The 25434-nt window shown below is 69.5% G+C and carries 26 protein-coding genes and 3 pseudogenes; 13 read left to right on the top strand and 16 right to left on the bottom strand.

Annotated elements, in window-relative coordinates; genetic code table 11:
• Positions 1 to 16: 16 nt before the first annotated feature.
• Positions 17 to 202 (bottom strand): annotated as a pseudogene (locus OG395_RS43650) (ArsR/SmtB family transcription factor); the annotation flags it as partial.
• Positions 203 to 367: 165 nt separating this feature from the next.
• Here OG395_RS43650 and OG395_RS43645 point away from each other — a divergent pair.
• Positions 368 to 1996: an IS200/IS605 family accessory protein TnpB-related protein gene (locus OG395_RS43645; protein WP_327247852.1), complete on the top strand. Its 1629-nt coding sequence runs from the start codon at positions 368 to 370 to the stop codon at positions 1994 to 1996.
• Here the strand turns inward: OG395_RS43645 and OG395_RS58570 are convergent.
• The 3 genes from OG395_RS58570 to OG395_RS43630 form a co-directional block, all read right to left on the bottom strand.
• The gene (locus OG395_RS58570) at positions 1980 to 2243 is read right to left on the bottom strand and encodes a hypothetical protein (RefSeq protein WP_442818659.1); all 264 of its coding nucleotides are present in this window, start codon (positions 2241 to 2243) and stop codon (positions 1980 to 1982) included. The genes OG395_RS43645 and OG395_RS58570 overlap by 17 nt on opposite strands.
• 41 nt (positions 2244 to 2284) lie before the next feature.
• Positions 2285 to 3502 carry a M20 metallopeptidase family protein gene (locus OG395_RS43635; protein WP_327247851.1) on the bottom strand — a complete coding sequence of 406 codons (1218 nt, stop codon included), beginning with the start codon at positions 3500 to 3502 and terminating at the stop codon, positions 2285 to 2287.
• A gap of 279 nt (positions 3503 to 3781) precedes the next feature.
• Positions 3782 to 5221, bottom strand: a complete 1440-nt coding sequence (locus OG395_RS43630) for an NF041680 family putative transposase (protein WP_327241167.1) — start codon at positions 5219 to 5221, stop codon at positions 3782 to 3784.
• A 169-nt stretch (positions 5222 to 5390) separates the two neighbouring features.
• Here OG395_RS43630 and OG395_RS43625 point away from each other — a divergent pair, with 169 nt between their 5' ends.
• On the top strand, positions 5391 to 6233 hold the full coding sequence (locus tag OG395_RS43625) for an alpha/beta fold hydrolase (RefSeq protein WP_327247850.1): 843 nt from the start codon (positions 5391 to 5393) through the stop codon (positions 6231 to 6233).
• A 23-nt stretch (positions 6234 to 6256) separates the two neighbouring features.
• On the opposite strand, the gene OG395_RS43620 is transcribed toward OG395_RS43625, so the two are convergent.
• The 5 genes from OG395_RS43620 to OG395_RS43600 all read right to left on the bottom strand — a co-directional run bounded on the left by OG395_RS43620 (position 6257) and on the right by OG395_RS43600 (position 10771).
• On the bottom strand, positions 6257 to 7555 hold the full coding sequence (locus OG395_RS43620) for a DUF6986 family protein (protein WP_327247849.1): 1299 nt from the start codon (positions 7553 to 7555) through the stop codon (positions 6257 to 6259).
• A 172-nt stretch (positions 7556 to 7727) separates the two neighbouring features.
• Complete coding sequence (locus OG395_RS43615) at positions 7728 to 8690, bottom strand: electron transfer flavoprotein subunit alpha/FixB family protein (protein ID WP_327247848.1); 963 nt, start codon at positions 8688 to 8690, stop codon at positions 7728 to 7730.
• 64 nt (positions 8691 to 8754) lie between these two features.
• A complete protein-coding gene (locus OG395_RS43610; RefSeq protein ID WP_327247847.1) occupies positions 8755 to 9540 on the bottom strand; it encodes an electron transfer flavoprotein subunit beta/FixA family protein in 786 nt (261 codons plus the stop codon).
• A gap of 201 nt (positions 9541 to 9741) precedes the next feature.
• Positions 9742 to 10248 carry a flavin reductase family protein gene (locus OG395_RS43605; protein ID WP_327247846.1) on the bottom strand — a complete coding sequence of 169 codons (507 nt, stop codon included), beginning with the start codon at positions 10246 to 10248 and terminating at the stop codon, positions 9742 to 9744.
• A gap of 196 nt (positions 10249 to 10444) precedes the next feature.
• Positions 10445 to 10771, bottom strand: coding sequence for a thioredoxin family protein (locus OG395_RS43600; protein ID WP_327247845.1), 327 nt, complete (start codon positions 10769 to 10771; stop codon positions 10445 to 10447).
• Positions 10772 to 10989: 218 nt separating this feature from the next.
• Here OG395_RS43600 and OG395_RS43595 point away from each other — a divergent pair, with 218 nt between their 5' ends.
• Entirely contained in the window at positions 10990 to 11712 is a 723-nt protein-coding gene (locus OG395_RS43595) for a lysophospholipid acyltransferase family protein (protein ID WP_327249645.1), read from the top strand.
• Between the two features lie 30 nt (positions 11713 to 11742).
• On the opposite strand, the pseudogene OG395_RS43590 reads toward OG395_RS43595, so the two are convergent.
• The 5 genes and pseudogenes from OG395_RS43590 to OG395_RS43570 form a co-directional block, all read right to left on the bottom strand.
• Positions 11743 to 12436: pseudogene (locus OG395_RS43590) on the bottom strand (B3/B4 domain-containing protein).
• Between the two features lie 23 nt (positions 12437 to 12459).
• On the bottom strand, positions 12460 to 13059 hold the full coding sequence (locus OG395_RS43585; RefSeq protein WP_327247844.1) for a transglutaminase family protein: 600 nt from the start codon (positions 13057 to 13059) through the stop codon (positions 12460 to 12462).
• Positions 13060 to 13137: 78 nt separating this feature from the next.
• Positions 13138 to 14199, bottom strand: coding sequence for a threonine aldolase family protein (locus OG395_RS43580; RefSeq protein WP_327249644.1), 1062 nt, complete (start codon positions 14197 to 14199; stop codon positions 13138 to 13140).
• Positions 14196 to 14963, bottom strand: a complete 768-nt coding sequence (locus tag OG395_RS43575) for an SDR family NAD(P)-dependent oxidoreductase (RefSeq protein ID WP_327247843.1) — start codon at positions 14961 to 14963, stop codon at positions 14196 to 14198. The genes OG395_RS43580 and OG395_RS43575 overlap by 4 nt, the downstream gene beginning before the upstream one ends.
• Positions 14964 to 14989: 26 nt before the next feature.
• Complete coding sequence (locus OG395_RS43570) at positions 14990 to 16387, bottom strand: DUF6421 family protein (protein WP_327247842.1); 1398 nt, start codon at positions 16385 to 16387, stop codon at positions 14990 to 14992.
• A 553-nt stretch (positions 16388 to 16940) separates the two neighbouring features.
• On the opposite strand from OG395_RS43570, the gene OG395_RS43565 reads away from it, so the two are divergent.
• Entirely contained in the window at positions 16941 to 17591 is a 651-nt protein-coding gene (locus OG395_RS43565) for a glycerophosphodiester phosphodiesterase (protein WP_327249643.1), read from the top strand.
• A gap of 7 nt (positions 17592 to 17598) precedes the next feature.
• A pseudogene (locus OG395_RS43560) lies at positions 17599 to 17787 on the top strand (transposase); the annotation flags it as partial.
• A 252-nt stretch (positions 17788 to 18039) separates the two neighbouring features.
• Here OG395_RS43560 and OG395_RS43555 read toward each other — a convergent pair.
• Positions 18040 to 18597: a GNAT family N-acetyltransferase gene (locus OG395_RS43555; protein ID WP_327247841.1), complete on the bottom strand. Its 558-nt coding sequence runs from the start codon at positions 18595 to 18597 to the stop codon at positions 18040 to 18042.
• 75 nt (positions 18598 to 18672) lie between these two features.
• Between OG395_RS43555 and OG395_RS43550 the strand changes: the two genes are divergently transcribed.
• From OG395_RS43550 to OG395_RS43520, 7 genes are all read left to right on the top strand, one after another.
• Positions 18673 to 19059 carry a VOC family protein gene (locus OG395_RS43550; RefSeq protein WP_266988717.1) on the top strand — a complete coding sequence of 129 codons (387 nt, stop codon included), beginning with the start codon at positions 18673 to 18675 and terminating at the stop codon, positions 19057 to 19059.
• 152 nt (positions 19060 to 19211) lie between these two features.
• On the top strand, positions 19212 to 19802 hold the full coding sequence (locus OG395_RS43545) for a DUF5134 domain-containing protein (RefSeq protein WP_327247840.1): 591 nt from the start codon (positions 19212 to 19214) through the stop codon (positions 19800 to 19802).
• Between the two features lie 86 nt (positions 19803 to 19888).
• Complete coding sequence (locus OG395_RS43540; protein WP_327247839.1) at positions 19889 to 20824, top strand: M56 family metallopeptidase; 936 nt, start codon at positions 19889 to 19891, stop codon at positions 20822 to 20824.
• Between the two features lie 33 nt (positions 20825 to 20857).
• The gene (locus tag OG395_RS43535) at positions 20858 to 21556 is read left to right on the top strand and encodes a phosphatase PAP2 family protein (RefSeq protein WP_327247838.1); all 699 of its coding nucleotides are present in this window, start codon (positions 20858 to 20860) and stop codon (positions 21554 to 21556) included.
• Positions 21557 to 21575: 19 nt separating this feature from the next.
• Positions 21576 to 22268, top strand: coding sequence for an HAD family hydrolase (locus tag OG395_RS43530; RefSeq protein WP_327247837.1), 693 nt, complete (start codon positions 21576 to 21578; stop codon positions 22266 to 22268).
• Positions 22269 to 22346: 78 nt separating this feature from the next.
• Positions 22347 to 22526, top strand: coding sequence for a hypothetical protein (locus OG395_RS43525; protein WP_327247836.1), 180 nt, complete (start codon positions 22347 to 22349; stop codon positions 22524 to 22526).
• An 82-nt stretch (positions 22527 to 22608) separates the two neighbouring features.
• The gene (locus OG395_RS43520; RefSeq protein ID WP_327247835.1) at positions 22609 to 22833 is read left to right on the top strand and encodes a hypothetical protein; all 225 of its coding nucleotides are present in this window, start codon (positions 22609 to 22611) and stop codon (positions 22831 to 22833) included.
• A gap of 260 nt (positions 22834 to 23093) precedes the next feature.
• Here OG395_RS43520 and OG395_RS43515 read toward each other — a convergent pair whose 3' ends face one another.
• Positions 23094 to 24584, bottom strand: coding sequence for an LVIVD repeat-containing protein (locus OG395_RS43515; RefSeq protein WP_327247834.1), 1491 nt, complete (start codon positions 24582 to 24584; stop codon positions 23094 to 23096).
• Between the two features lie 176 nt (positions 24585 to 24760).
• Between OG395_RS43515 and OG395_RS43510 the strand changes: the two genes are divergently transcribed.
• A complete protein-coding gene (locus OG395_RS43510) occupies positions 24761 to 25429 on the top strand; it encodes a DUF305 domain-containing protein (protein ID WP_442818658.1) in 669 nt (222 codons plus the stop codon).
• Positions 25430 to 25434 lie beyond the last annotated feature (5 nt).

The raw sequence follows: 25434 nt of genomic DNA, 5'->3' as shown, positions 1-25434 counted from the left end.
CGACGGACCGGCTCGATCAGCTTCCGGCGGGCGTCAGCAGCGCGTCCGCCACTGACGTACGTGCGTAGAGGACCGAGCGTCCGGCGCGGTGGGCGGTCACCAGGCCCGCGTCGCGCAGGGCCGTGAGGTGCTGGGAGACGCCGACCGCGCACAGTCCGGAACGCCGGGCGAGCGCGGTCGTCGACGCGGGGGTTGCGAGCTGCTGTCGGTTTGCTGCATTGAAGTGAGTTGTGGTGAGTGGGAGTGAGTCCTGTCGGTGGGTGTGCGGGGTGGGAACGGGGGTTCTGGGGCCGAATGGGTGACCTTGGCGGCTGCTGCTCGTTGGGCTGGGTGGCAGGTGCCCGGTCGTGAGGGAGGGGGTGATGTGGTGGGTGGTTTACGGGAGTTGGCGGAACCGTTTGTGGTGCCCGGGCCTTGCGGGGTGGCGGTCCGGGACCGTCTCAAGCACCTCACGCCCCAGGACGAGAAAGTCCTCCGCCTGGTCGGTGAGCACCAGGGCCGTCTGGCCGCGCGTGACCTGAAGGCCCGTTGTGCGGATGGTCTGGAGCACGGTCCGGAGACCTGGGCGTCGCGCAAGCGGGACCTGACGAAGGAGTCGTCGTCGCGGATCGCGGGTGCGATCACCAAGGCCACGCACGATCAGTGGGCGCTCGCCCGGCGTTGCCAGGGCGCGCACATCCAGACGCTGGAAGCCGGGATCAGGACGCTGCGGCACCGCCTGTCCCTCCCGATCGGTGCGCCCGGCACCAAGCGGGCCCCGGGCGGCTACCGCTCCCGGGGTGAGTGGTTCCACAAGTCCCGCCGTCTCGCGGCGCTGGAAGCCCGGCACGCCGCCGCGGTCCGTGACCGGCAGGCCGGACGGGTCCGGGTCGTACGGGGCCGCAAGCGTCTCCTCAACACCCGCCACCACCTCACCGACGCCCACCTCACCGAAGATCGGTGGCGGGAACGCTGGGAAGCGGAACGCTGGTTCATCGCCGCCGACGGCGAGTCCGGGAAAAGGTTCGGGAACGAAACCATCCGCGTCACCGACACCGGCGAAGTGTCGATCAAGCTGCCCGCCCCGCTCGCGCACCTGGCCAACGCCCAGCACGGTCGGTACACCCTCGCCTCCACCGTCGCGTTTGCGCACCGTGGCGTGGAGTGGGCCGACCGCATCGCCGCGAACCGGGCCGTCGCCTACCGCATGCACCTCGACGTGGACCGTGGCCGCTGGTACCTCACCGCGTCCTGGCAACGCCCCGTCGTGCAGACCGTCCCGCTGGAGACCGCCCGCGCCCGGGGCATGATCGGCGTCGACACCAACGCCGATCACTTCGCCGCCTACCACCTCGACCCACACGGCAACCCCATCGGCGACCCCCACCACTTCCCCTACGACCTCTCCGGCACCGCCGATCACCGCGACGCCCAGATCCGCCACGCCCTGACCCAGTTGCTGCACTGGGCCAAGCAGACCGGTGTCGCCGCGATCGCCATCGAGGACCTCGACTTCATCTCCGAGAAGACCCGCGAAAGACATGGCCGCAGGAAACGCTTCCGCCAGCTCATCTCCGGCATCCCGACTGGCAAACTCAAGGCCCGGCTGGTCTCCATGGCCGCCGAACAGGGCCTGAGCATTGTCGCGGTCGACCCCGCCTACACCAGCATGTGGGGTGCCCAGCACTGGCAGAAGCCGCTGGCCACCCCGCACCGCAGAATGTCCCGTCACGATGCCGCCGGTATCGCGATCGGACGCCGCGCCCTCGGACACCCGGTCCGGCGTCGGACGGCACCGCCCCCACACGACCGGAGTGATCGTGCGGGGCATCGGACCGCCCAGGCCCCACCAGGCACCCGAGGGTGTGAGGGAACCCGCCCACCCGCAACGGACCGCGTCCCAGGAGATGCGTCGCCGAACGGGACGCGAAAGCGGGAACCCAGCGCATCCCAAACCGTTCGGGATGCGCCCAGTACACATCAGTGGGTCCAGGACTCACTCATGCACACTGGCTAGGAACGGTGTCGAGCTCGGTCAGAAGCAGGGTGCGGGAGCGGCCCAGGACAGCGGCGACCGCATCGGCGGCTGCGGTGCTGCGCGGCTCCCAGGGGGTGCCGATGCCCCGTGCCGGATAGGCGAGTTGCGGCGGATCCGGCGCCACCGAGCGGGTGAGCCCGGCGGTCCTCTGGTGGTCGGCACTGCTGGGCGGTGTCCTCTGCTCGGTCGCGCCGCTCGCCCTCGCGGGCCGCATCACAGGTCGCATGAACCACGAGCTGGCGGCCTGAGACACCGGAGAGCCCGGTCTCAGCCCCTGCTGAGCCGTCCGAGCGCCAGCCCGGCAAGCAGCGCCGCAGCGTCACCCAGTACGGAGTCGTCGAAGACGGCTTCCGGGGAGTGGTTGTAGGGAGCTGCGGCGGGGTCGAGATCGGCCCGGCAGGCACCGAGCATCAGATAGGCGGAGGGGACGTGTTCACCGATGAAGGCGAAGTCCTCGGCCCCGGCGATCGGGTTCGGCAGCTCGAAGCAGCGGTCCGCCCCGAACAGTTGGGCCGCCGTCTCGGCTGCGTACGCCGCCTCGACGGGGTCGTTGACGGTGACGGGGTAGCCCTCGTCGACGACTGCTTCCACGGTAAGCCCGTGGGCCTCCCCGATGCCGCGTACGACCCGGGGCGCTTCCTGGAGCACACGGGCCCGCGCCCCGGCCGAGAAGGACCGGATGCTCGCGGAGAACACGGCCTCGTCCGGAATGACGTTGTGGGCGGTGCCCGCGTGAAAGCTGCCGACGGTCACGACAACCGGGTCGAAGGCGTCGAAGCGGCGCGTCACCATGGTCTGCAGCCCTGTGACGGCTTCGCAGGCGGCCGGGATGGGGTCCAGGGCGCTGTGCGGACTGGACCCGTGCCCGCCGCGCCCGCGCACGGTCACGTCGAGGATGTCGGCGGCGGCCAGGATCGGTCCGGGCCGGGTGCTGACGAAACCGTGCGGCAGCAGGGCGGACGCAACATGGAGGGCGTACGCGGCCACCGGCCTGGTCCCCGCGGCATCGAGCACACCTTCGTCGATCATCACCCGGGCCCCGGCGTCGCCCTCCTCGCCGGGCTGGAACATGAACACCACGGTTCCGGCCAGAGAGTCGCGCCGCTCGCAGAGCAGTCGCGTGGCGCCGACCAGTCCCGCGGTGTGGAGGTCGTGGCCGCAGGCGTGCATCACGCCGGGGACGGCGGAGGCGTACGGCAGTCCGCTGGTCTCCTGCACCGGCAGCGCGTCCATGTCGCCGCGCAGCAGCACCACCGGTCCGGGCAGCGCGCCGCGGAGCACGGCCGTGACCGAGGTGAGCTGCTTGCCGAGGGTGATCTCGAGGGGCAGTCCCTCCAGCGCTGCCAGCACCTTCGCCTGGCTCAGCGGCAGTTCCAGGCCGATTTCCGGCTCCTGGTGCAGCGCGCGGCGCAGCCCGACCAGTTCGGGCAGGAGCGCGGCAGCGGATCCACGGAGGTCGGCGTGGCGGCGAGCGGCATCGGTCATGGCGTCTCCTCACGAGTCGGTCCCGCCATCCTCACCGTTTTCGGCTCCCGCGCCACCCCCCGGTCCTCCCGGCGGCAATCGGCGTACGGACGAGGAGTTCGGCGTAAGAGTGCCCGGCAGTAGGCAGCGCGGGTGAAGGAGCGGGGCTGGGGTGCGTGCATCGCAAGGCGGAGGATTGAGACAACGCGGAGCGTTGGTGATTGACGACAACGCCGCGAGGTGCGTGCCCCGGCCCCACGACGCCGCGAAGCCTACTGCCGGGCACTCTAAACTTGATCTTTAAGCCTCCTCCTCGGCTCCGCCGCATCGGGGTGTGTCCGCTTTACGTTGTTTCTTGCCGACTGGGTGGCGGGGTGCGGGGGTGGAGGTGCGGCCCTTGGGGCGGCCGGGCCCGGGGTGGGTGGCTTTCGGCGTGCTGGCCGGGGTGCCCAGGATCCGCCGGATGCGTGGATAGCCTCGCCGGACCCGGCCGGGGGTCAGCTGATCCGGCGGCAGCGGCTTCTCCCAGGGCCGGCGCAGGTCCTCGGCCAGGGGGCGGGCGAGGCGGAGCTGGGCGTAGGCGGAGAGGATCAGCCACACCCACCGGTCGGCCTGCTCGGGAGTGCGTAGGCGGGGGCGGGTGAGGCCGAGGGTCTGCTTGAAGAAGCGGAATGTGTGCTCGATGTCGAATCTCCTGAGGAAGATCCGCCAGAGGCGGTCGACGTCGTGCGCGGTGGCGTCGGGGTCGCTGTGCCACAGCCATAGCGGCTTGGGGTCGCGGTTTCCGGGTAAGTGCTCGATGGCCAGATGGACCAACGTGCCCTCGACGAGGGGTAGTTCGCCTTCATGGTCGGCCCAGGAGCCGCGCCGGTCCGGCTTGGGGTGCATCCGGCCCCAGCAGCGGGCGAGGACCTGGCCGAAGCGGTCGTGGACGCCGGCCGACTCCTGGACCGGGGCCAGGTGGGTGGCGGGGTCGGCGAGGCGGAACTGTGCTCCGTGGCGGGGCGGGCGTCCGGGGTTGGTTCCGCGGCGCTTGCCAGCCGGTGCATACATCACCCGGTCCGCGCGGATGCGGCCCAGCAGCCGCACCGGTTCTTCGCGCAGCAGCCAGGTCAGGCGCACGAGGTCGTAGCCGGAGTCCAGGACGAACAGGACCGGCGGGTCGCCCGGTCGCCATTGCCCGGCCCGCTGCAGGCGGGCGCGCAGGTCACGGATCTGAGTCGCGGTGACCTCGGTGGGATCGTCCTCGGGCCCCAGCCGCACTGCGTCCAGCGGCCCTGTCCACGAGGAGCGGCCACCGCCCAGGGCCGCGGCCACCTGGTAGGGCCAGCCCGGGATGGTCTGGCGAACCCCGTCGCAGCGACACGGACGGTGGCAGTGCAGGCGCTCCGGCGAGCACTCGGCGTCCGGACGCGGCCATGGAGTGACGTCCAGCGCGATCGACAGCTGCCGGTCCGCCCCGCGCGGCAGCTCAAGGCCTGCCAGCGCCATCCGCAGGCGGGACACGGCGATGTGGCCCTGGGCCAGCGCGTCGTACATCGCCCCGTGCCCACGCCGGTGCACTGCCTCCAGCGACAACTCCGGCAGCGAGACCACCGGCCCGCCGGCACACAGCACCGCGTCCGCCAGCTCGAACAGAGCATCCGCCCGCAGGGTCAGGCACTCGTAGAACTCGCGGCGAAACCGAGATAACCCGGTCAATGCCTCGACGCGCGCAGCGTCGTCTTGCAGACTGTCCATCACGGCCTTTGGATTGATCGACTGTCGACTTCAGCGAGAAGACACGATCACGCAAAGGCCGCCCAGCTGTCAGGCGAACGACGAACCCCACCAAGACACGATCTTGGTGGGGTTAATAGTCAAGCTAAACCGCTTGTTGTGTCCGTCGTACGGTCACCAGGATGACCCCATGCCTGCTTTCACCGCGCCCGACGGAACCGAACTCGCCTATCACCTCGTGGGTGAGGGCGAGCCGGTGCTCGTGCTGCCCGGTGGACCCATGCGCGCCTCCGCCTACCTCGGCGATCTGGGCGGCCTGGCGAGCCGGCGCCAACTGGTCATGCTCGATCTGCGGGGCACCGGCGGCTCAGGCATCCCCGCCGACCCGGCCACCTATCGCGTCGACCGGCAGGTGGCCGATGTGGAGGCGTTCCGCGATCACCTTGGTCTGGACCGCGTGGACATTCTGGCGCACTCCGCGGGCGGCGATCTCGCGATCCTCCACGCGGCCCGGCATCCCTGGCGCATCCGGACCCTCACGCTGATCACCGCCCGTGCGCGTGCCCTCGGTGTCGACTTCACCGAGGAGCATCGCCGCGAGGCCGCCGCGCTGCGCAGGGCCGAGCCGTGGTTCGAGGCCGCGCACGACGCGTACGAGGCCGTCTGGGCAGGCTCCGCCACCGACGCCGACTGGGATGCCATTGCCCCGTTCTTCTACGGCCGTTGGGACACCGCCGCTCAGGCGCACGCCGCAGCCGACGTCGAGCAGAGCAACTACGAGGCCGCGGACGTCTACGCGTCCCTCGATGCCTTCGCCCCTGCCGCGGCCCGCGAGGCCGTTGCCGCGCTGGACGCCCGGGTCCTGGTCCTCGCGGGCGAGCTGGACAGCGGTCCGCTTCCTCGCGTCGCGGCCACCGTCGCAGGGTTGTTCCCCAAGGCCGAACTGGCCGTCCAGCCGGGCGCAGGTCACTTCCCGTGGCTCGACGATCCCGTCCGCTTCAGCGGGACCGTCGAGACCTTCCTGCGGGGCTGACGGTACGGGCCGGGGCCCGCGGCCTACGGCGCCGTCACCGTCAGTCCTCCGCGCCGGGGCGAGGCGAACGCGTCCAGGTCCGCCCGCGTCAGCCCCGTCAGGCGGGCGACCTCGGCGGTGTCGAGTGCGCCGCAGTCGATGCCGCGCAGCAGGTATCCGCTGAGGGCCTTGGCGGTGGCGGGCTCGTCCATGACGTCGCCGCCGGCCTTGGCGACATACGCGGCGAGCCGGGCGGCGGCCTGTTCCAGGCCCTCGCGATAGAAGGTGTAGACGGCCGCGTAACGGGTCGGCAGGTGGCCGGGGTGCATGTCCCAGCCCTGGTAGTAGGCGCGGGCCAGCGCACGGCGGGTGAGCCCGTAGTGGAGCCGCCACGCCTCGTGGACCTGATGGGTGGGGCCGACCGGGAGGACGTTGGTCGAGCCGTCGGAGACACGTACGCCGGTACCCGCGGCGGCCACCTGCATGACCGCCTTGGCGTGGTCGGCGGCCGGATGGTCGCTGGCCTGGTAAGCGGCGCTGACGCCCACACAGGCGCTGTAGTCGAAGGTGCCGTAGTGCAGGCCGGTCGCGCGACCCCCGGCGGCATCGATCATGCGGGCCACGGCGGCGGTGCCGTCGGCGGCGAGGATGGACTGGCTGGTCTCGATCTGGATCTCGAAGCCGAGCCGGCCCGACGGCAGACCGTGGGCCTGCTCGAAGGCGTCGAGCAGCCGGACGAAGGCGGTGACCTGTTCGGGGTACGTCACCTTGGGAAGGGTGAGCACCAGGCCCTCGGGGAGCCCGCCCGCCTGCATCAGACCGGTGAGGAATATGTCCGTGGTGCGGATGCCCCGGTCGCGTACGGCGGCCTCCATGCATTTCATCCGGATGCCCATGTACGGGGCCGCCGTGCCGTTCTCGTACGCCTCCGAGACCAGCCGCGCCGCGCGGGCGGCAGCCTCGTCCTCCTCGGCGTCGGGGCGGGGGCCGTAGCCGTCCTCGAAGTCGATGCGCAGGTCTTCGACGGGCTCGCGCTCCAGCTTGGCGCGGACGCGGTCGTGAACGGGCGCGGCGAGCTCCTCCGGGATGCCGAGAACGGCGGCGAACGAGGCCGCATCGGGGGCATGCTCGTCAAGGGCGCGGAGCGCCTGGTCGCCCCAGGAGCGGATGGTCTCTGCGGCAAAGGTGTCGCCGGGGACGTAGACCGTGTGGACGGGCTGGCGGGTGCCGGGGTCTCCCGGGTAGCGGCGGGCGAGTTCGGCGTCCACCGCGGTGAGGGAGGCGCTGATCTCCTCGCTGACCGCACCGGCGAGGCTCGTTGCCACCTTCTCCTGCTGACCCATGTCCACACCCTCCACAGTGCCGCTGTTTCCGCTTCCCGGAATCAACAATCCGTATAGTGAAGTTATAAGGCCACCGGACCTGCGTCAATGGTGATCAGAAACGGTCCGGGGCCGCGCGGTGAGAACACCACGCGGCCCCGGACCATCGAGAAGGGGTACAGCCCCCGTCAGGTCAGCCCTTGCGGGAGTTGACCTCTTCGGTGAGCTGGGGGACGACCTGGAAGAGGTCGCCGACGATGCCGTAGTCGACGAGGTCGAAGATCGGGGCCTCGGCGTCCTTGTTGATCGCGACGATGGTCTTGGAGGTCTGCATGCCGGCCCGGTGCTGGATCGCGCCGGAGATACCGGAGGCGATGTAGAGCTGCGGGGAGACGGACTTGCCGGTCTGGCCGACCTGGTTGGAGTGCGGGTACCAGCCGGCGTCGACCGCGGCGCGCGAGGCACCCACGGCCGCGCCGAGGGAGTCGGCGAGCGCCTCGATGAGTCCGAAGTTCTCCGCACCGTTGACCCCGCGGCCGCCGGAGACCACGATCGCGGCCTCGGTCAGCTCCGGGCGCCCGGTCGACTCGCGCGGGGTGCGGGAGAGGACCTTCGTGCCGGTGGCCTGCGCGGAGAAGGTGACCGCCAGGGTCTCGACCGCACCGGCGGCCGGGGCCGGCTCGACGGGCGCCGAGTTCGGCTTGACCGTGATGACCGGGGTGCCGTGCGAGACACGGGACTTGGTGGTGAACGACGCGGCGAACGCGGACTGGGTGGCGACCGGACCCAGCTCACCGGCCTCCAGGTCGACCGCGTCCGTGATGATCCCGGACCCGATCCGGACCGCGAGCCGGGCCGCGATCTCCTTGCCCTCCGCGGACGACGGCACCAGTACCGCGGCCGGGGACACCGCGTCGAACGCGGCCTGCAGCGCGTCGACCTTCGGCACGACCAGGTAATCGGCGAACTCCGGCGCCTCGGCGGTCAGGACCTTGACCGCACCGTGCTCGGCGAGCACCGCCGCGGCGCCGGCCGCACCACTGCCCAGCGCGACCGCGACCGGGTCACCGATCCGGCGGGCCAGCGTCAAAAGCTCCAGAGTGGGCTTGCGGACGGCACCGTCCACGTGGTCGACATAGACGAGAACTTCAGCCATGGGACTTCAATCTCCTGCACAAACGAGGGTGAGAGGGACATACGGGGCCGAACAGGCCGACAGGTCAGATGAACTTCTGGCCCGCGAGGAACTCGGCCAGCTGCTTGCCGCCCTCGCCCTCGTCCTTGACGATCGTGCCCGCCGTACGGGCCGGACGCTGCGCCGCGGAATCGACCGCGGTCCACGCACCCGCCAGACCGACCTCGTCCGCCCCGATCTCCAGGTCCTCCAGGTCCAGGGACTGAACCGGCTTCTTCTTCGCCGCCATGATCCCCTTGAACGACGGATACCGGGCCTCACCGGACTGGTCCGTCACCGACACCACCGCCGGCAGCGACGCCTGCAGCTGCTCACTGGCACTGTCACCGTCCCGACGCCCGGTCACCGTGCCGCCCTCGACCTTCACCTCGGACAGCAACGTGACCTGCGGAACACCCAGACGCTCCGCCAGCACCGCCGGCAGCACACCCATCGTGCCGTCCGTCGACGCCATACCGCAGATCACCAGGTCGTAACCCGTCTTCTCGACCGCCTTCGCCAGCACCAGCGACGTACCGATCACATCCGTACCGTGCAGATCGTCGTCCTCGACGTGAACGGCCTTGTCCGCACCCATCGACAGCGCCTTGCGCAACGCGTCCTTGGCATCCTCCGGACCCACCGTCACCACAGTGATCTCCGCATCGTCCGCCTCATCGGCGATCTGCAGCGCCTGCTCCACCGCGTACTCGTCGAGCTCCGACAGCAGACCGTCCACATCCTCACGGTCCAGCGTCAGGTCATCGGCGAAGTGCCGGTCGCCAGTGGCGTCGGGCACATACTTCACACAGACAACGATCCTCAAGCTCACGCCGGCTCTCCTACTGCATCGTCATTTCTGGGCTGCCTTGATGCACGCAGCATAGGCGCCTGATGGGACGGATTCCGGTCGGGGCGACCGATGCTCCGAGCGAAATATTACTCGTCAGTACACCCAGTACGTTACCCATGAGCAAGCGCTTTGCACTGTGACCTGGCCGACGTCCGGTGCCCATGCGCCACCTGGGAACTCTCAGTCCCGCAACGCCGTGAAACGACCCTGGTGATAGAGAAGCGGGCGGCCGCCCCCGGCCGGATCGCCGACGACGGCCTCCGCTATCACGATCCGGTGGTCACCCGCCGGGATGCGCGCCACCACGCGGCAGACCAGCCACGCAAGCACTCCGTCGAGCACCGGGACACCTTCCGGCCCACTGCGCCAATAGGTGGACGGACCGAACCGGTCGGCGCCGCTGCGCGCGAATGTGGCGGCCAGCTCCTGCTGGTGCTCGCCCAGTATGTGAACGCCGATGTGCTCGGCCTCCGCCACGACCGGCCAGCTGGAGGACGAGGTCCCCACGCCGAAGGAGATGAGCGGCGGCTCGGCGGCGACGGAGTTCAGGGAGGTCGCGGTGAAGCCGACCGGTCGGTCACCGGCGGCGGTGATCACCGCGACACCGGCGGCATGCTGCCGGAAGACGGAGCGCAGGAGATCGGGGGAAGCCGTGCGGACGCTGGAGAGCTCGGGCGAAGCCGTCATGGAGATGTCCTTCTGCGAGGGAGGCGTACGGGGCCGTGGGTGCTCAGGCACCCGGACAGCGCGCACTCGCGTTGCGGGCGAGGTCCACGTGGACCCGGCCGTAGAGAAGGAGTTCCGGCGGCATAGCGTCAGACTGACGATGCGTGGTGGGTGCAGTCAAGAGGGTTCCGCAATGTGGGAGATGCATCACGGTCCGTCACATCGCGTGCCCCAGCGCGGCGACAACATCGACGGTGCGGGGCTGCCCGACCGCTCGGCGGACGATCCCGCCGGTCGCGTCGAGAACCAGCACCGTCGGCGTGCGGCTGATGTCGAGCTCGCGAACGAGAGTGAGATGCGCCTCGGCGTCGATTTCGACGTGGGCGACGCCGTCGACCATTCCGGCTACCTCGCCGAGGGTGCGACGGGTGGCCCGGCAGGGCTGGCAGAAGGCGCTGGAGAACTGCACGAGGGTGGCCCGCTCCCCCAATTCCGCGCCGAGTTGGGCCGCATCCAGCCTGTTCGCACGTTCCTGCCCGTCCACCGTCCGCCTCCTGTCAGAGCCCCTCGCAAGGGGTCAGCACCGTCGGGCGCGGAGTCATTCCCGCCGACTCCACGTGACGAGAATCTCGCGCCCCGCGCCCGCCGAGACTGGCCACCGCGACGGACATGGGGCACGATCGGCGCAATGCCGAAAACCTACGGCTGCGTAACTTCCGCCGGGAGAATCCTCCGCAGGCGCTGAAGAAGGGTCTTCTCCAGATGGCAGAACTCGTCTATCGGCCGGTCATCGGCGCCGCTCGCACCATGTTCAAGGCGCTGGACCTGAAGATCGACACTCAGGGTTCGGAGCACATCCCGAAGACCGGCGGTGCGGTACTGGTCAGCAACCACATCAGCTACCTCGACTTCATCTTCACCGGGCTCGCGGCGCTGCCGCAGAAGCGGCTGGTCCGCTTCATGGCGAAGGAATCGGTCTTCCGGCACAAGGTCTCCGGTCCGCTGATGCGCGGCATGAAGCACATCCCGGTCGACCGGAAGCAGGGCGAGGACGCGTATGCCCACGCGCTCGCCTCACTGCGCTCCGGCGAGATCATCGGCGTCTTCCCCGAGGCGACCATTTCGCAGTCGTTCACGCTGAAGAGCTTCAAGTCCGGCGCGGCCCGGCTGGCCCAGGAGGCGGGCGTACCGCTGATCCCGATGGCCCTGTGGGGCACGCAGCGGATCTGGACCAAGGGGCGGCCGCGCAACTTCAAGCGCAGCCACATTCCGGTGACGATCCGGGTGGGTGCGCCGGTGGAGGCCCCCACCGACCAGTACGCGGGTGCGATCACCCGCCGGCTGCGGGAAGGGGTGCAGGAGCTCCTCGAAGCGGCGCAGCGCGCCTACCCGGTGCGACCGAGGGACGCGAGCGACACCTGGTGGGTGCCCGCGCACCTCGGCGGTACGGCTCCGACGCCCGCCGAGGTGCGCGAGGCCAGCTGACCGGGCCCGTTCACCACCACGGCTGAAACGTCACTCCGGGGTGCGCACGGTGATCCGCGCTCCGGGGCTCAGCTTCTCCAGCGTCTCCGCGAGTTCGGCGCCTGCGGCGTCGAGCTCGCGGATCGTCATCGGGGTGAGGCTCTCCAGGAGGAACACGGCGTTGACCGAGTCCTCGGTGAGCCGGGTGCGTACGCCCTGCCGCCAGTTCCAGCGGCGGCAGGTGACGCCCTCGTCGTCGCACCAGACGACTTCGCCGGGCTCCGGGTGCTCCAAGCCCTCCTCGCCGCCCGCGACCGTGAGGAGGGGCTCCTGGCCCGTGGCGCGTACGAGGCGCATGGCGCCCTTGATGCGGTCGGTGTCCTCACCGCCGACCGGGACCAGATGGGCGACGCTGATCGCGTTGTAGGCGTCGACCAGCAGATTGATCCGCGGCAGTCCGGTCTCGGTGAGGGCGCGCCTGGCGAGCGCCTCGGCGGAGTTGCGGGTACGGGGACGGCTTGGCGCCGAAGGCCGCGTACGCGTCCCGCCAGGCGGCGACGTGGGGGTCCTCGTGCGGGTCCCTGCCGTCGAGCCGTTCGACGAGCCGTCGGGTGGCATCGTCCAGCAGAGCCGAACTGTCCTCATTGCTTGGCCCGTTGACGAGCCCGCACGGCTCGACGGCAAGGTGGGTGAAGCCGGGCGCAAGGGTGCGCACGTCGTCGGAAACGGTGAGCGTCAGGGTCATCTGCTGCCTTGCCTCGGGGCGGGTCAGAGCACGGTCGGAAGCCTGCGCCACAGGTGCGCGCGGTCCTCGGCAGTCTGCAGGGCGCGCAGAACCGCCGGATGCGGTGCCGCATAGAGTACTGGATAGTCCACTCCATTGGACTCCGCCCCGATGGGCCAGGCCAGCCGTTCCTCGTCGAGCGAGAACTGGGCGTCGACACCGCGCTTGTTGCCGCGCGGGTCCTGGCGGTCCCAGCGGTCCCGGCCCGGCAGGCGCACGGCGATCAGCCCGTGCAGGACGTCCGGATCCCCGTTCTCGTCGTCGAAGCCCTGGTAGCAGAAGGCCGTCGGGATGCCTGCCGCCCGCAGCAGGGCCGCCAGCGCATGGGATTTGGAATGACAGATGCCGTTACGGGTGGCGAGGACGTCCGAGGCGCGCCAGCTGACCCTGGGATCACCTGAGTCGACGGAGTGGGGAATGGTGTCGCGGACGAACTCATAGGCCGCGAGCGCGTATGAGTATGCGTCGGCACTATCGACGCGAAGGCGATCGACGGTCTGCCGTACGAGCGGATGCTCGTGGTCGATGGCCACATCGGCGGCGAGATAGGCGACCATGTCCGGGGTTTGCTGCGTCAGCTCCATGCGTGCAGAGCGTACGGAAGCGGCCGACCGGAAAGCAATGACTTTCCAGTCGGCCGCATATTCATGCATAGCGTAATGCTACTTGGCGATCTCTTCCTTCAGCGCGAGGACGAACGCGTCCACGTCGTCCTCGGTGGTGTCGAAGGAGCACATCCAGCGCACATCGCCGGCGGTCTCGTCCCAGAAGTAGAAACGGAAGCGCTTCTGGAGCCGCTCGCTCACGTCGTGCGGCAGACGCGCGAAGACGGCGTTGGCCTGGACCGGGTAGAGGATCTCCACCCCGTCCACCGCCCGGACACCCTCCGCGAGCCGCTGAGCCATGGCGTTGGCGTGCCGGGCGTTGCGCAGCCACAGGTCACCGGCGAGCAGCGCCTCCAGCTGCACCGACACGAAACGCATCTTCGATGCCAGCTGCATCGACAGCTTCCGCAGATGCTTCATGGCCCGTACGGCATCGGGGTTCAGGACGACGACGGCCTCACCGAAGAGCGCCCCGTTCTTGGTGCCTCCGAACGAGAGGACGTCGACGCCGACCTCGCTGGTGAAGGTACGCACAGGGACGCCCAGCGACGCCGCGGCGTTGGCGATCCGCGCCCCGTCGAGGTGAACCTTCATGCCGCGCTCGTGGGAGTGCTCACAGATGGCGCGGATCTCATCGGGCGTGTAGACGGTGCCGAGCTCGGTGTTCTGAGTGATCGACACGACCTGGGGCATGGCGCGGTGCTCGTCGTCCCAGCCGTACGCCTGCCGGTCGATGAGCTCGGGGGTGAGCTTGCCGTCCGGGGTCGGCACGGTGAGCAGCTTGAGGCCGCCCACGCGCTCCGGGGCGCCACCCTCGTCCACGTTGATGTGCGCGGACTCGGCGCAGATGACCGCGCCCCACCGATCGGTCATCGCCTGCAGCGAGACGACATTCGCCCCGGTGCCGTTGAAGACCGGGAACGCCTCGGCGGTGGAGCCGAAGTGCCCCTTGACGATCTGCTGGAGGTTCTCGGTGTAGTCGTCCTCGCCGTAGGCGATCTGGTGACCGCCGTTGGCGAGGGCGATGGCCGCGAGGATCTCCGGGTGGGCGCCCGCGTAGTTGTCACTGGCGAATCCGCGTATCTGCGGATCGTGGTGACGTCGCGCGTCGGTCCTTATGGTTGCGGGGTCAGCCACAGACGCTTTCCGTTCACTTCGGAGGCGGGCTTGGACCAGACGCCGGCGATGGCCTCGGCCAGTTCCTTGACGTCGGTGAAGCCCGCGAACTTCGCATTCGGGCGCTCGGCGCGCATCGCGTCGTGCACCAGTGCCTTGACGATCAGGATCGCAGCCGCTGTCTTCGGCCCTTCCTCGCCCCCCGCCTTGCGGAAGGCGTCGGCGAGCGCGAGGGTCCAGGCCTCGGCGGCCGCCTTCGACGCGGCGTAGGCGGCATTGCCCGCGGTGGGCTTGCTCGCCCCGGCCGCGCTGATCAGCAGGTAGCGGCCGCGATCGCTGCGCTGGAGCCCTTCCTGGAAGGCCAGCGAGGTGTGCTGAACTGTGCGGATCAGCAACTTCTCCAGGAGATCCCAGTCGGCGAGGTCGGTCTCGGCGAAGGTGGCGCTGCCGCGCCAGCCGCCCACCAGGTGGACCAGGCCGTCGACCCGGCCGAACTCCTTCTCGGTCTTGTCCGCCCATTCCCGGGCGGCGGCGAGGTCGAGCAGATCGACGGTGTCACCCGTGACGGTGGCGCCGCCATGGGCGTACCGTGCGGCGTCGACAGCCTCCGCGAGTCGGGTGGCGTCCGCGTCCGATGCGACGACGATCGCACCGGCCTCGGCGAGCCTGAGCAGCGTCGCCCGGCCGGCCGGCCCGGCGGCTCCGGCCACGGCGATCACCGCGCCTTCCAGCGCGCCGTTCCCATTGCCCGTGCCGTTTGCGTTCATGGTCACCGCCTCCTTGGAACGAGCGCTCACGCGGCTGCCTGCTCGGCGTCCGCCGCGGTGATCCCCCTGGTGGAGGCGATCACATTCTTCAGCTTCTTGGAGAGCGCCTCATAGAACATGCTCAGCGGAAACTCGTCCGGAAGCACGTCGTCCACCAGCTTGCGAGGCGGCTGCGAGAGGTCCAGGGCGTCCGGACCCTTGGCCCAGCGGGAGCCGGGGTGCGGGGCCAGGTAGGTCGAGACCAGATCGTACGCGGCAAACCAGTGGACCAGTTTGGGGCGGTCGATGCCGTCGCGGTAGAGCTTCTCGATCTCGCCGCAGAGCTGGTTGGTGACCTGCGGGGCCCTGTCCCAGTCGATCTTCAGGGTGTTGTCGGTCCAGCGGATCACATCGTGCTTGTGGAGGTACGCGAAGAGCAGCTGGCCGCCGAGACCGTCGTAGTTGCGGACCCGCTCGCCGGTGACCGGGAAGCGGAACATCCGGTCGAACAGCACGGCGTACTGCACGTCACGGCCCTGCGGGAAGCCGTCGGCCTCCAGCTTGACGGCCTCCTTGAAGGCGGTGAGGTCGCAGCGCAGCTCCTCCAGTCCGTACATCCAGAACGGCTGCCGCTGCTTGATCATGAACGGGTCGAACGGCAGGTCGCCGTGGCTGTGGGTGCGGTCGTGGACCATGTCCCAGAGCACGAATGCCTGCTCGCAGCGCTGCTGGTCGCCCACCATCTCGCGGATGTCCTCGGGCAGCTCCACGCCGAGGAGCTCGACGGAGGCCTCGGTGACGCGGCGGAAACGGGCGGCCTCACGGTCGCAGAAGATGCCGCCCCAGGTGAAGCGCTCGGGGGCCTCGCGCACGGCGATCGTCTCCGGGAAGAGCACCGCGGAGTTGGTGTCGTAGCCGGAGGTGAAGTCCTCGAAGGTGATGCCGCAGAAGAGCGGGTTGTCGTAGCGCGTGGCTTCGAGATCGGCGAGCCATTCGGGCCAGACCATCCGCAGGACGACCGCTTCGAGATTGCGGTCCGGGTTGCCGTTCTGCGTGTACATCGCGAAGACGACCAGGTGCTGCAGACCGTCGGTGCGGTTCTTGGCGGGTTGGAAGGCGAGCAGCGAGTCCAGGAAGTCCGGCACACCGAAGCCGTCCGCCGCCCAGCGGCGCAGGTCCACGACGAGGGCGCGGTGGTACGCGGCATCGTGCGGGAGCAGCGGGGAAAGCTCTTCGATCGCGGCGATCACACGTTCCAGCGTCACCAGGACGGTGGCAGGCGAGGGTGCGCCGTCGGCGTCGAAGTCGATCGAACCGTCCTTCGCCTGCCAGGGCCGGATCTCCTCCACGGCATCCCTGAGCGCGGGCCAGGCAGGCTGCTCGACCACCCGCTGGGCAGTAGCTATCGCGCCGACCTCGGCGTCGTGCACAAGAATTTCCGTCATCACACTTCCTCCACGGGAGAACCTCGCGTCAAGCAACCGTATCCATGTGTGGTTCTTCGAGACAAGTGAGCCTCAGAAAATTATCCTGCCAACCCCCATGGTCACCGCGATTCTTCCTGCCACATTCCGCTTGCGCGACTCCTTCCGTCGGTTCCGGGGGACACCGGACCGCCGACGGTCGCACATCCGGGCGTTCAGGCCGTGCAGGGCGCGCCCACGTACGGGTGACACAGCTCGCGGGGCACCGGCGCTACCGGTAGGACGGGTGCCGTCCGCCTCCCTCCCACCCCTCCGGAGACCATCGCGTGAGTATCCGTGCCGTCCTTGTCGCAGCCGTCATCACCGGATTCCTGCTCGGTGTCGCCGACGTCCCGGGACACGGCGCCATTCACCCTCGCGTTACCGGCTCTCTCCCGGGTCCGGACCACTAGGCTGCCGAGTTGCCGTAAGCCGAGTGCCGAAGTGCCGCGTGGGCAGGAGCAGCACGCGGGGAGACGCCGTCGACGGAAGCGAGATTGCCTTGACTTTTCTCACCATCGGTCATCGCGGGGTGATGGGTGTCGAGCCGGAGAACACCCTGCGGTCGTTCGTCCACGCTGAGCAGGCCGGCATGGACGCCATCGAACTGGACCTTCATCTGAGCAAGGACGGCGCACTCGCCGTCATGCACGACGCCGAGGTGGACCGGACGACCGACGGCACGGGCCCGATCGCCGAGAAGACCCTTGCCGAGCTGCGGGAACTCGATGCCGGGCAGGGCGAACGGGTGCCCGTCTTCGAGCAGGTGCTCGATGCCGTGCGTTCCCCCTTGCAGGCGGAGATCAAGGATGCGGCCGCAGCCCGGGCGCTGGCCGAGGTGATGCGGCGGCGCGATCTCGTCGACCGGGTCGAGGTGTCGTCGTTCCACGACGAGGCGGTCGCCGAGATCGCTCAACTGGTGCCGGGGGTACGGACCGTGCTCATCGCCAGCCGGTGGAAGAGCGATGTGGTGGACCGGGCGAAGGCGGTGGGCGCGGCGACGCTCGCGCTGAACATCCGGCGCCTCACGCTGGAGGTCGTCGAACATGCCCACGCCGAGGGAGTGAAGGTCATCGGCTGGGTGGTGAACACCCAGGATCATCTGCGTCTGGTGCGCGCCCTGGGGCTGGACGGCGCGACCACCGACTTCCCGGAGATCCGCCGCGCCGGCCGCTTCACCGCGTAGGTGCAGGCGGCGAGGCGGCGCCGGAGGCCGACCGCCCGGTGTCGACGCCGAGGCATACAAGCAGCGGAACACTGTCGAACGGTGCATCGACCGCCTGAAGCAATGGCGCGGCCTGGCTATGCGAACCGACAAGCTCGCCATCGCCTACCAGGCCGCGCTCCACCTCGCCGCCATCCTCACATGGGCTCGCCGGTGACCAGGCGTGAGAGGTCAGCCCGCCTCGCAAACCATCCCGACTCATCTCCGGCCAGATACGCCTGCAACGCACCGGAGACGAGCATGAGGCAGACCAGATCACCCAACGCCGATACAGCCAAGCCGACTCGGTCAATCACCTGCGAATTGTCTTGCATCAATCGACTCGTTGCCCAGTACGTGCGACCAGGTTCCACGCGCCTGCGCTGCGGCCACTTCTGAGAGACAGGCCCTGGCTAGTAGCGTGTCGCTGCTAGCCCTCCTTCAGGTCCTTGATCAGCAGTTCGAAGGCGAGATCGTCGCGCTGCGGGACGCCGAAGCGCTCGTCGCCGTACGGGAACGGGCTCAGCTCTCCCGTACGCCGGTAGCCGCGGCGCTCGTACCAGGCGATCAGTTCCTCACGCACCGAGATCACGGTCATGTGCATCTCGGTGGCGCCCCAGCTCTCCCGGACGGTGCGTTCGGCCTCGGCGATGATCAGCTTGCCGAGGCCGCCGCCCTGCAGCTCGGGGCGGACCGCGAACATCCCGAAGTAGGCGGCTTCCCCGCGGTGTTCGAGCTGACAGCAGGCGATCAGTTCGCTGTCCCGCTCCACCACGAGCAGTCGGCTGCCAGGTGCCTCGACCACCGCGCGGACCCCGTCGGGGTCGGTTCGCTGCCCCTGCAGGATGTTCGCCTCGGTCGTCCACCCCGCGCGGCTCGAGTCGCCCCGGTACGCCGACTCGATCAGCGTCACGAGCGCGGGCACATCGGCGTCCGCCGCGTCGCGGAAGGTCAGCTGTCCCGAGTCGCGGGGCGGGGCGGTGTCCATGGTGAGGCTCTCCGTTTCTCTGCTGGGCCGTGCCGCAGCAGAGTAACCCGCTGGTCCGCACCTAATGTCTCGACCATGGTGCATGTGCTGAGCAGTCGGGTCCTGTTGAGCCCCACCGACCCCGAGCGGTCACGGATGTTCTACGGAGAGTCCCTCGGGCTGCCGGTGTACCGGGAGTTCGGTACCGGCCCCGAGCGCGGGACGGTGTACTTCCTGGGCGGCGGCTTCCTGGAGGTCTCCGGGCGCTCCGTCGCGCCGCCCTCGCCCGGGCTGCGGCTGTGGCTGCAGGTCGCGGACGTCCGGGCGGCGTACGAGGAACTGTCGGCCCGGGGCGTCGAGGTGGAACGGCCACCGGTGCGCGAGCCGTGGGGGCTCGTGGAGATGTGGATCTCCGATCCGGACGGCGTGCGGATCGCGGTCGTCGAAGTGCCGGAGGACCATCCGCTGCGATTCCGGCCCTGAGGGCAGCGACCCGCGACGGCGCACAAGTGGCCACACCCTTCTGCGGGTTTCCTCCACGCGCTCCCCTCGTACATCAGTGCGCCGCGTACGACCTGCCGGGCCGGGGCATCGACTAGTCGACACCGACGTCGTACGTCCTGGGGAGGTGCGCTGTGCACGGACCGGCGATGTCCGGCTGGCTGCTGATGGCGCTGTGCGGGGTCACGGGCGCGTACTGCCTGCTGCGGATGCGCAGCGGGTCGGAGGAGGAGCGCAGAACGGCACGCGCCGAGGCGGTCATGGGCTTCGGCATGGCCACGATGGCGGCGCCCGCCGCGGTCTTCCCGCCACCCGTGTGGGGATGGGCTGTGTACGTGGTGCTCTTCGGCGCGGCCGCGTTGCGCGGCCTCTGGTTCGCCCGCCGCAGGGGGCACCATCTGCACCATCTGGTCGGCTCACTGGCCATGGTCTACATGGCGTTGGTGATGGCGCCGGGCAGTGGCGCGGCAGCGCACGGTGCCGGCGGTGCGCACGGTGGACATCAGATGACGCAGGTCGCCGGTGGCGTGCCGCTGCTGACGGGGATGCTGCTGGTCTATTACGCGGCCTATGTGCTGCGGTCCGGGACGCGGCTGATTCCGATCGCCGCCGCGGGTCCGGTCGAGGGGCCGCTCAAAGACGGCTGGGGCGCACGGCCGGAGCTGGCACTGGCCTGCCGGCTGACGATGGGGATCGCCATGTTCGCGATGCTGCTCACGCTGTGAGACAGGGGGTGCGGTCAACCGTGGCGTACATCACTTGCCGAGCGCAGCCATACCCGCGGGTACCGCGCCACTCATAGGCTGACGTCATGTTGGTCTCCCTCGTGCTGCTGCTGCTCGGTGCACTGGCCGCCGTCGTGACCCCGCGGCTGATGGCGCGGGCCGAGTGGCCCGAGCGCGAGCCCGTGGTGGCGCTGTGGGTGTGGCAGTGCGTGGTGGCCGGGGTACTGCTGTCCTTCGGACTCTCCATGACGTTCAGCGCGGCCGCCGCCTGGCAGGCGGTGCGCGGGCAGGTGTTCGCGCCCGCACCGCACGCCGTGGTGGAGGCGTACGCGCTGGCCGCGTACGGGCCCTGGTCCGCCGTCATGGCCGTTCTGCTGGCGCTGGGTGGTATCTGGAGCGCGGCGATGCTGACGCGGGAGATCCGCCGGGCGCAGGTGCGGCGCAGGCGGCGTCGGGCCGAACTGCTGGTCCGTTCCCCGTTGATGCCCGGCGAGGAGCCCGGGGCCGGCCGGCTCGTGGTGCTGGAGGGTGAGCGCCCCGACGCCTGGTGGCTGCCCGGAGCAGCACCTCAACTGGTCATCACCACTGCGGCACTTGGACGACTGAAGGGCCGTCAGCTGGATGCGGTGCTGGCCCATGAGCAGGGGCACGCGCAGGCGCGGCACGACTGGCTGCTGCACTGCTCCGCAGCGCTGGCGAACGGGTTTCCCCAGGTACCGGTGTTCGACGCTTTCCGCGACGAGATGCACCGGCTCGTCGAACTGGCAGCGGACGATGTGGCGTCACGGCGCTTCGGGCGGCTGACGATCGCTCTCGCCCTGGTCGAACTGAACGAGGACCGGGGCGTGTTCGGCCCCTGCCCGACGCCGGACGCGGAGCTGCCACTGCGCGTGAACCGACTACTGTCCCCCGTCGAGCGGCTCACCGCGGGTCGTCGGCTGCGGCTGACCGCGGCGGCTGCCCTGGTGCCGGTGGTGCCGCTTCTGGTGGCCTTCGTGCCGGGACTCAGCGCGCTGGGATAGCCGGTATCGTGGTCCATCCGCAAGGATCACCCCATGCACTCCCCAGCCCCGCCCCCGCCCTTCTCCCCGCCGAGCCGCTCGCCCGTTCTCGGAGTCGGCATCGTGTGCGGATCCCTCGCCCTGGTGCTGCTGGTCCTGGTCGCCCTGCGCTGGTCCCCGCTGATGTCGCTGGACCGTGCGGTCGCCGACGCGCTGCACCGGCGGGCGGTGGCGGAACCGGGCCTCGTCCACATCAACCGGATCCTGACCGACTGGGTGTGGGACCCCTGGACGATGCGCGTCCTGATCGCGGTCGCCGTGGTGGTGCTGTGGTGGCGCGGGGCCCGGATGCTCGCGGGGTGGGTGGCGGCGACGAGTCTGTTCGCCACCCTGTTGCAGCAGGGGCTGAAGTCCGCGGTCGGCCGGGAGCGCCCTCAGTGGCCGAACCCGGTGGACTCCGCCCACTATGCGGCTTTCCCGTCCGGTCACGCCATGACCGCGGTGGTGAGCTGTGGTCTGCTGCTGTGGCTGCTGCACCGGCACGGCGTGCGGCGTCGGGTGTGGCACGTCGCACTCGCGGTGGCGTGGGTGTCGGTGATCGGCGTGGGCGTGACCCGGCTCTATCTGGGGGTGCACTGGATGACCGATGTGCTGGAGGGCTGGCTGCTGGGTGCGGCGGTGGTCGCGTTCTCGATCGCCGGGTTCGCCCGGTACGAGGGACGGCAACAGGCGACCTTGCCGCAACGCTCCTGAACCGGCGAGGATCGGACCCATGGTGATCAAGGGTGTGCTCTTCGACTTCTCCGGGACCCTCTTCTGTATCGAACCCGTCCGGTCCTGGCTTTCGGCGGTCCTCGCCGAGCGGGACATGACCGTGACCGACGCCGACTTCGAGCGGTACGTGGCGGACCTCACGGCCGCCGGGGCGCTGCCGGGCGGCCCGCTGCCGCAGCGCGTGCCCGACCGGCTTGCCGCGGCGTGGGCCACGCGCGACGAGAATGCGGAACGGCACCGTGAGGTGTACACGGGGCTGGCCCGCCAGGTCGCCCTGCCGGATCCGGGGCTGTACGAGGCGCTCTACGACCGGCACATGTCGCCGACGGCGTGGCGACCGTACCCGGACGCGGCGGAGGTGCTGGGGGCGCTGCGTACGGGCGGGATCCGGGTCGGCGTGGTCAGCAACGTCGGCTGGGACCTGCGGCCGATCTTCCGCGCCCATGGTCTCGACGCCCTGGTCGACGCCTATGTCCTGTCGTACGAGCACGGGACCCAGAAGCCGGACCCACATCTTTTTCACACCGCCTGCACACTTATCGGCCAGGATCCGAAAGATGTGGTGATGGTGGGTGACGATCGACACGCGGATGGCGGAGCGGCCGCACTGGGGTGTGACGTGCGCTTCGTCGAGCATCTGCCGGTGGAGGAACGGCCGGGCGGGCTACGGGCGCTCGGACTCATTCCGTGATCCCGCGCAGGGACATGTGAGAGATGTCCCTGACGCCCAATGGGTCCGATTGTCACACCAGGGCCTTAGCCTGGAGGCATGTCCCGTTATCCGCGCTCAGCCGATTCCGTGCGTTCCGCCGCAGTGGTGAACGAAGAGATTCGCGACCTGTGGCAGCGTTCCGGCGGATGCCTGTCCCCGGACGACGAGGAGAAGTACCAGCGACTCCTGGTGGAGTGGGCCGCGGTGACCGGCGGGAGCGCGAGGTCTGCCGCGTAAGCGGTACGGGGCGGAATGCCGCTCCCCGTCCGACTCGGCCATTCCCTGTGCGGCGCCCTCCGGCGCGTCGCACCCTGGAGGCATGACTTCTCCCCCGATCGTGATTTTCCGGCCGTCCCCCTCCGGCGGGCGACGTGTCACTGTGCAGCGTGACGGGCGGGCCCAGATCCTTGGACTCGCCCACTCGGATCACGACGTGATCGTGTTCCTGGAGGCTGCCGGGCTCGACGGTCCCGAGCGGATTCTCGACAGCCCCGACTGGGTCGAGTGGCGGGGTGGCCGGGCCCACCGGTACGAAGCGGCGTAGGAACGGCCGGTTCGGGCGATCCCCCGCGTCGCCGGAACCAGGCAGCCACCCCGCGGGACCTGGCCCGTCGGACATCGGTCGGGGGTTGCACTGATAACGGGCGGCATGGACCGGTCGACGCAGGGGCGTGTGCCCCTGCGTCGACCGGTCCATGAGGCCCTGCACCACGCCGCGCTGCTCGCCGCGCCCCGCCGGGCGAGGTTCCGCCCGGCGGGAACGCGCCGTGAGCGCACGGGTCCGACGAGACCCGCACAGCCGGATCAGTTGTCGAAGTAATCCGGCTGCGTCTGCACATTGAGCTCCGGCATCCGCACGCGCTTCGCCGGGTCGGTCCGCCGGTCGTCGAGCTTCAGGACGTCGAAGCCCTTGGCGATGTCGTTGGAGTAGATGTATCCGTTGTAGTAGTACGCCGACCAGGGGCCGGCCGTGGTGACGGCGTCCAGGCTCACGGGACCGCGCTCGAAGAACGCGATCTCCTTGGGCGCCGAGGAGTCGGTGAAGTCCCATACCGAGACTCCGCCCTGGTACCAGGCCTGGACCATCAGGTCGCGCCCCTTGACCGGGATGATCGAACCGTTGTGGGCGACGCAGACCTCGGTGGCGGCCTGCGGGCGGTCGATCTTGAAGTAGCTGCGGAAGACCAGCTTGCGGTGGTCGCCCTTGCCGACGATGTCGTAGATGCCGTCGGCGCCGCGCTTCGGCCCGATCTCCTTGTTGCAGGTGGCCGCGCCGCCGCCGCCGAGCTCATCGGTGAAGACGACCTTGTCCGCCTTCTGGTTGAACGTCGCCGAGTGCCAGAACGCGAAGTTCACATTGTCCTGAACCTGGTCGATGATCTTCGGGTTCTCCGGGTCCTTGATGGAGAACAGCAGCCCGTCCCCCATGCAGGCACCGGCGGCCAGGTCCTTCGACGGCAGCACCGTGATGTCGTGGCAGCCGGTCGTCTTCGAGACCCCGGGGTTGGTGGGCGCTCCCGGGTTGCCGCCGTCCGGGAAGAGCACCGGGAAGTTCACGACCGCGGCCTTCTCGGGCGCCTTGCGTGGCACCTTGATGACGGAGATCCCGTCGTGCGGCGGCTGGCAGTCCGGGAACGCCTCGTTCGGCGAGTACGAGGAGACGTATATGTATACGCTGCTGCCCTTCGGAACCAGCGTGTGGGTGTGCGAGCCGCAGGCGGTCTCGACGGCGGCGACGTACTTCGGGTTGCGCTTGTCGCTGATGTCGAAGATCTTCATGCCCTCCCAGGAGGACTTCTCCGTGGCGGGCTGGGTGGTGCTGGCGCACGAGTTGTCGTTGCGCGAGGAGTCGGTGGACAGGAACAGCAGGTTCCCGGAGACCGAGACGTCGTTCTGGGATCCGGGGCAGAGCACCTGGGCCACGGTCTTCGGGGAACTCGGGTTGCTGATGTCGTAGATCCGGAAGCCGTCGTAATTTCCGGCGAATGCGTACTTCCCCTGGAAGGCCAGGTCCGTGTTGAGACCCTTGAGTGCGTCCTTCGGGACGTTGGCCAGCGGGGTGATGTTGTCGCTGTGGACGATCTCGTCCACGCCGGGTATCTCGCCGTCCTCGATGGCGGCCGTGGCGGCGGCCTCCTGGCTTGCGGAGAGACCGGTGCGGGCCGCGGGTGAATCACCGGGGTCGGGCGTTGCGGCCGCCGGTCCGGCCGTCAGCAGAGTGGCGAAGAGTCCGGCGGCGGCTGCCGCCACACCCAGACGTCTGCGCCGCACTCGGGTGGTGTGCAACGAAGTCACTGCGTCCTCCCCTGTACCAAAGCGTGGTTGAACGGTTGACTGACCTCGGCAGTATCGTCCTTCCCATGGGTATCCCAACAGATGGCAACAGGAACGTAATGAAAGTTATCGACCCCTGAGGTCGCGGATGTGCGCCAAATGATCCAATACGACCCCATGTGGCATTGGAGGCAGCCTTGTTGATATTCCGTCAGGTCACGCATGTGCACAGATCCGTAGTCGTCGCTGCCGTAGCGACCGCACTGCTCTCCCTCACCGCGTGCGATGCGGGCGGGGGCGGCCATGATGCCAACGCGCGTGCAGGAGGGGGCCCTTCGGTCGTGGCACCGGGGAAGCCGGGAGAGCCCGCGCAGACTCTGTCCGTCGAGGAGGCCGCGAAGGCCGCCGGGACCGACACCCCCAACTCGGCCGATTTCCGCTACGTGCAGATGATGATCCAGCACCACGCCCAGGCACTGGAGTTGACCGCCCTGGTGCCGTCCCGCTCCTCGTCCGCCTCGGTCAAGCGAATTGCCGAGCGCATCTCCGCGGCGCAGAAGCCGGAGATCGGCGCCATGGAGGGATGGCTCACGCACAACGGCGGCGAGAAGCACGCGGGCGGTCACGACCACGCCGGGATGCCCGGCATGGCGACGGAGACGCAGCTGAAGCAGTTGCGGGCGGCAGAGGGCAAGGCCTTCGACAAGCTGTTCCTGCAGCTGATGATCAACCACCACCAGGGAGCGATCACGATGGCGACCGAGGCCCTCTCGGAGGGGAACAACGTTCAGATCGAGGAGATGGCGGGCGATGTGATCGCCCAGCAGACGGTCGAGATCGACCGAATGCGCGCACTGTCCTCCTGACGCGC

The organism is Streptomyces sp. NBC_01320, assembly GCF_035974375.1.
Classification (GTDB): Bacteria; Actinomycetota; Actinomycetes; order Streptomycetales; family Streptomycetaceae; genus Streptomyces; species Streptomyces yanii.
The sequence above is the reverse complement of the archived record's forward strand: the minus strand, read 5'-3'. Positions and strand labels throughout refer to the sequence as shown.

What these genes read in the sequence shown, in the direction of transcription:
- OG395_RS43635 (WP_327247851.1), bottom strand. Translation starts at nt 3,502, where the DNA reads ATGACCGATGCCGCTCGCCGCCACGCCGACCTCCGTGGATCCGCTGCC.
- OG395_RS43615 (WP_327247848.1), bottom strand. Translation starts at nt 8,690, where the DNA reads ATGGCTGAAGTTCTCGTCTATGTCGACCACGTGGACGGTGCCGTCCGC.
- OG395_RS43565 (WP_327249643.1), top strand. Translation starts at nt 16,941, where the DNA reads ATGGGTGTCGAGCCGGAGAACACCCTGCGGTCGTTCGTCCACGCTGAG.
- OG395_RS43625 (WP_327247850.1), top strand. Translation starts at nt 5,391, where the DNA reads ATGCCTGCTTTCACCGCGCCCGACGGAACCGAACTCGCCTATCACCTC.
- OG395_RS43530 (WP_327247837.1), top strand. Translation starts at nt 21,576, where the DNA reads ATGGTGATCAAGGGTGTGCTCTTCGACTTCTCCGGGACCCTCTTCTGT.
- OG395_RS43540 (WP_327247839.1), top strand. Translation starts at nt 19,889, where the DNA reads ATGTTGGTCTCCCTCGTGCTGCTGCTGCTCGGTGCACTGGCCGCCGTC.
- OG395_RS43575 (WP_327247843.1), bottom strand. Translation starts at nt 14,963, where the DNA reads ATGAACGCAAACGGCACGGGCAATGGGAACGGCGCGCTGGAAGGCGCG.
- OG395_RS43535 (WP_327247838.1), top strand. Translation starts at nt 20,858, where the DNA reads ATGCACTCCCCAGCCCCGCCCCCGCCCTTCTCCCCGCCGAGCCGCTCG.
- OG395_RS43555 (WP_327247841.1), bottom strand. Translation starts at nt 18,597, where the DNA reads ATGGACACCGCCCCGCCCCGCGACTCGGGACAGCTGACCTTCCGCGAC.
- OG395_RS58570 (WP_442818659.1), bottom strand. Translation starts at nt 2,243, where the DNA reads ATGCGACCTGTGATGCGGCCCGCGAGGGCGAGCGGCGCGACCGAGCAG.
- OG395_RS43620 (WP_327247849.1), bottom strand. Translation starts at nt 7,555, where the DNA reads ATGGGTCAGCAGGAGAAGGTGGCAACGAGCCTCGCCGGTGCGGTCAGC.
- OG395_RS43520 (WP_327247835.1), top strand. Translation starts at nt 22,609, where the DNA reads ATGACTTCTCCCCCGATCGTGATTTTCCGGCCGTCCCCCTCCGGCGGG.
- OG395_RS43550 (WP_266988717.1), top strand. Translation starts at nt 18,673, where the DNA reads ATGGTGCATGTGCTGAGCAGTCGGGTCCTGTTGAGCCCCACCGACCCC.
- OG395_RS43595 (WP_327249645.1), top strand. Translation starts at nt 10,990, where the DNA reads ATGGCAGAACTCGTCTATCGGCCGGTCATCGGCGCCGCTCGCACCATG.
- OG395_RS43570 (WP_327247842.1), bottom strand. Translation starts at nt 16,387, where the DNA reads ATGACGGAAATTCTTGTGCACGACGCCGAGGTCGGCGCGATAGCTACT.
- OG395_RS43585 (WP_327247844.1), bottom strand. Translation starts at nt 13,059, where the DNA reads ATGGAGCTGACGCAGCAAACCCCGGACATGGTCGCCTATCTCGCCGCC.
- OG395_RS43525 (WP_327247836.1), top strand. Translation starts at nt 22,347, where the DNA reads ATGTCCCGTTATCCGCGCTCAGCCGATTCCGTGCGTTCCGCCGCAGTG.
- OG395_RS43630 (WP_327241167.1), bottom strand. Translation starts at nt 5,221, where the DNA reads ATGGACAGTCTGCAAGACGACGCTGCGCGCGTCGAGGCATTGACCGGG.
- OG395_RS43605 (WP_327247846.1), bottom strand. Translation starts at nt 10,248, where the DNA reads ATGACGGCTTCGCCCGAGCTCTCCAGCGTCCGCACGGCTTCCCCCGAT.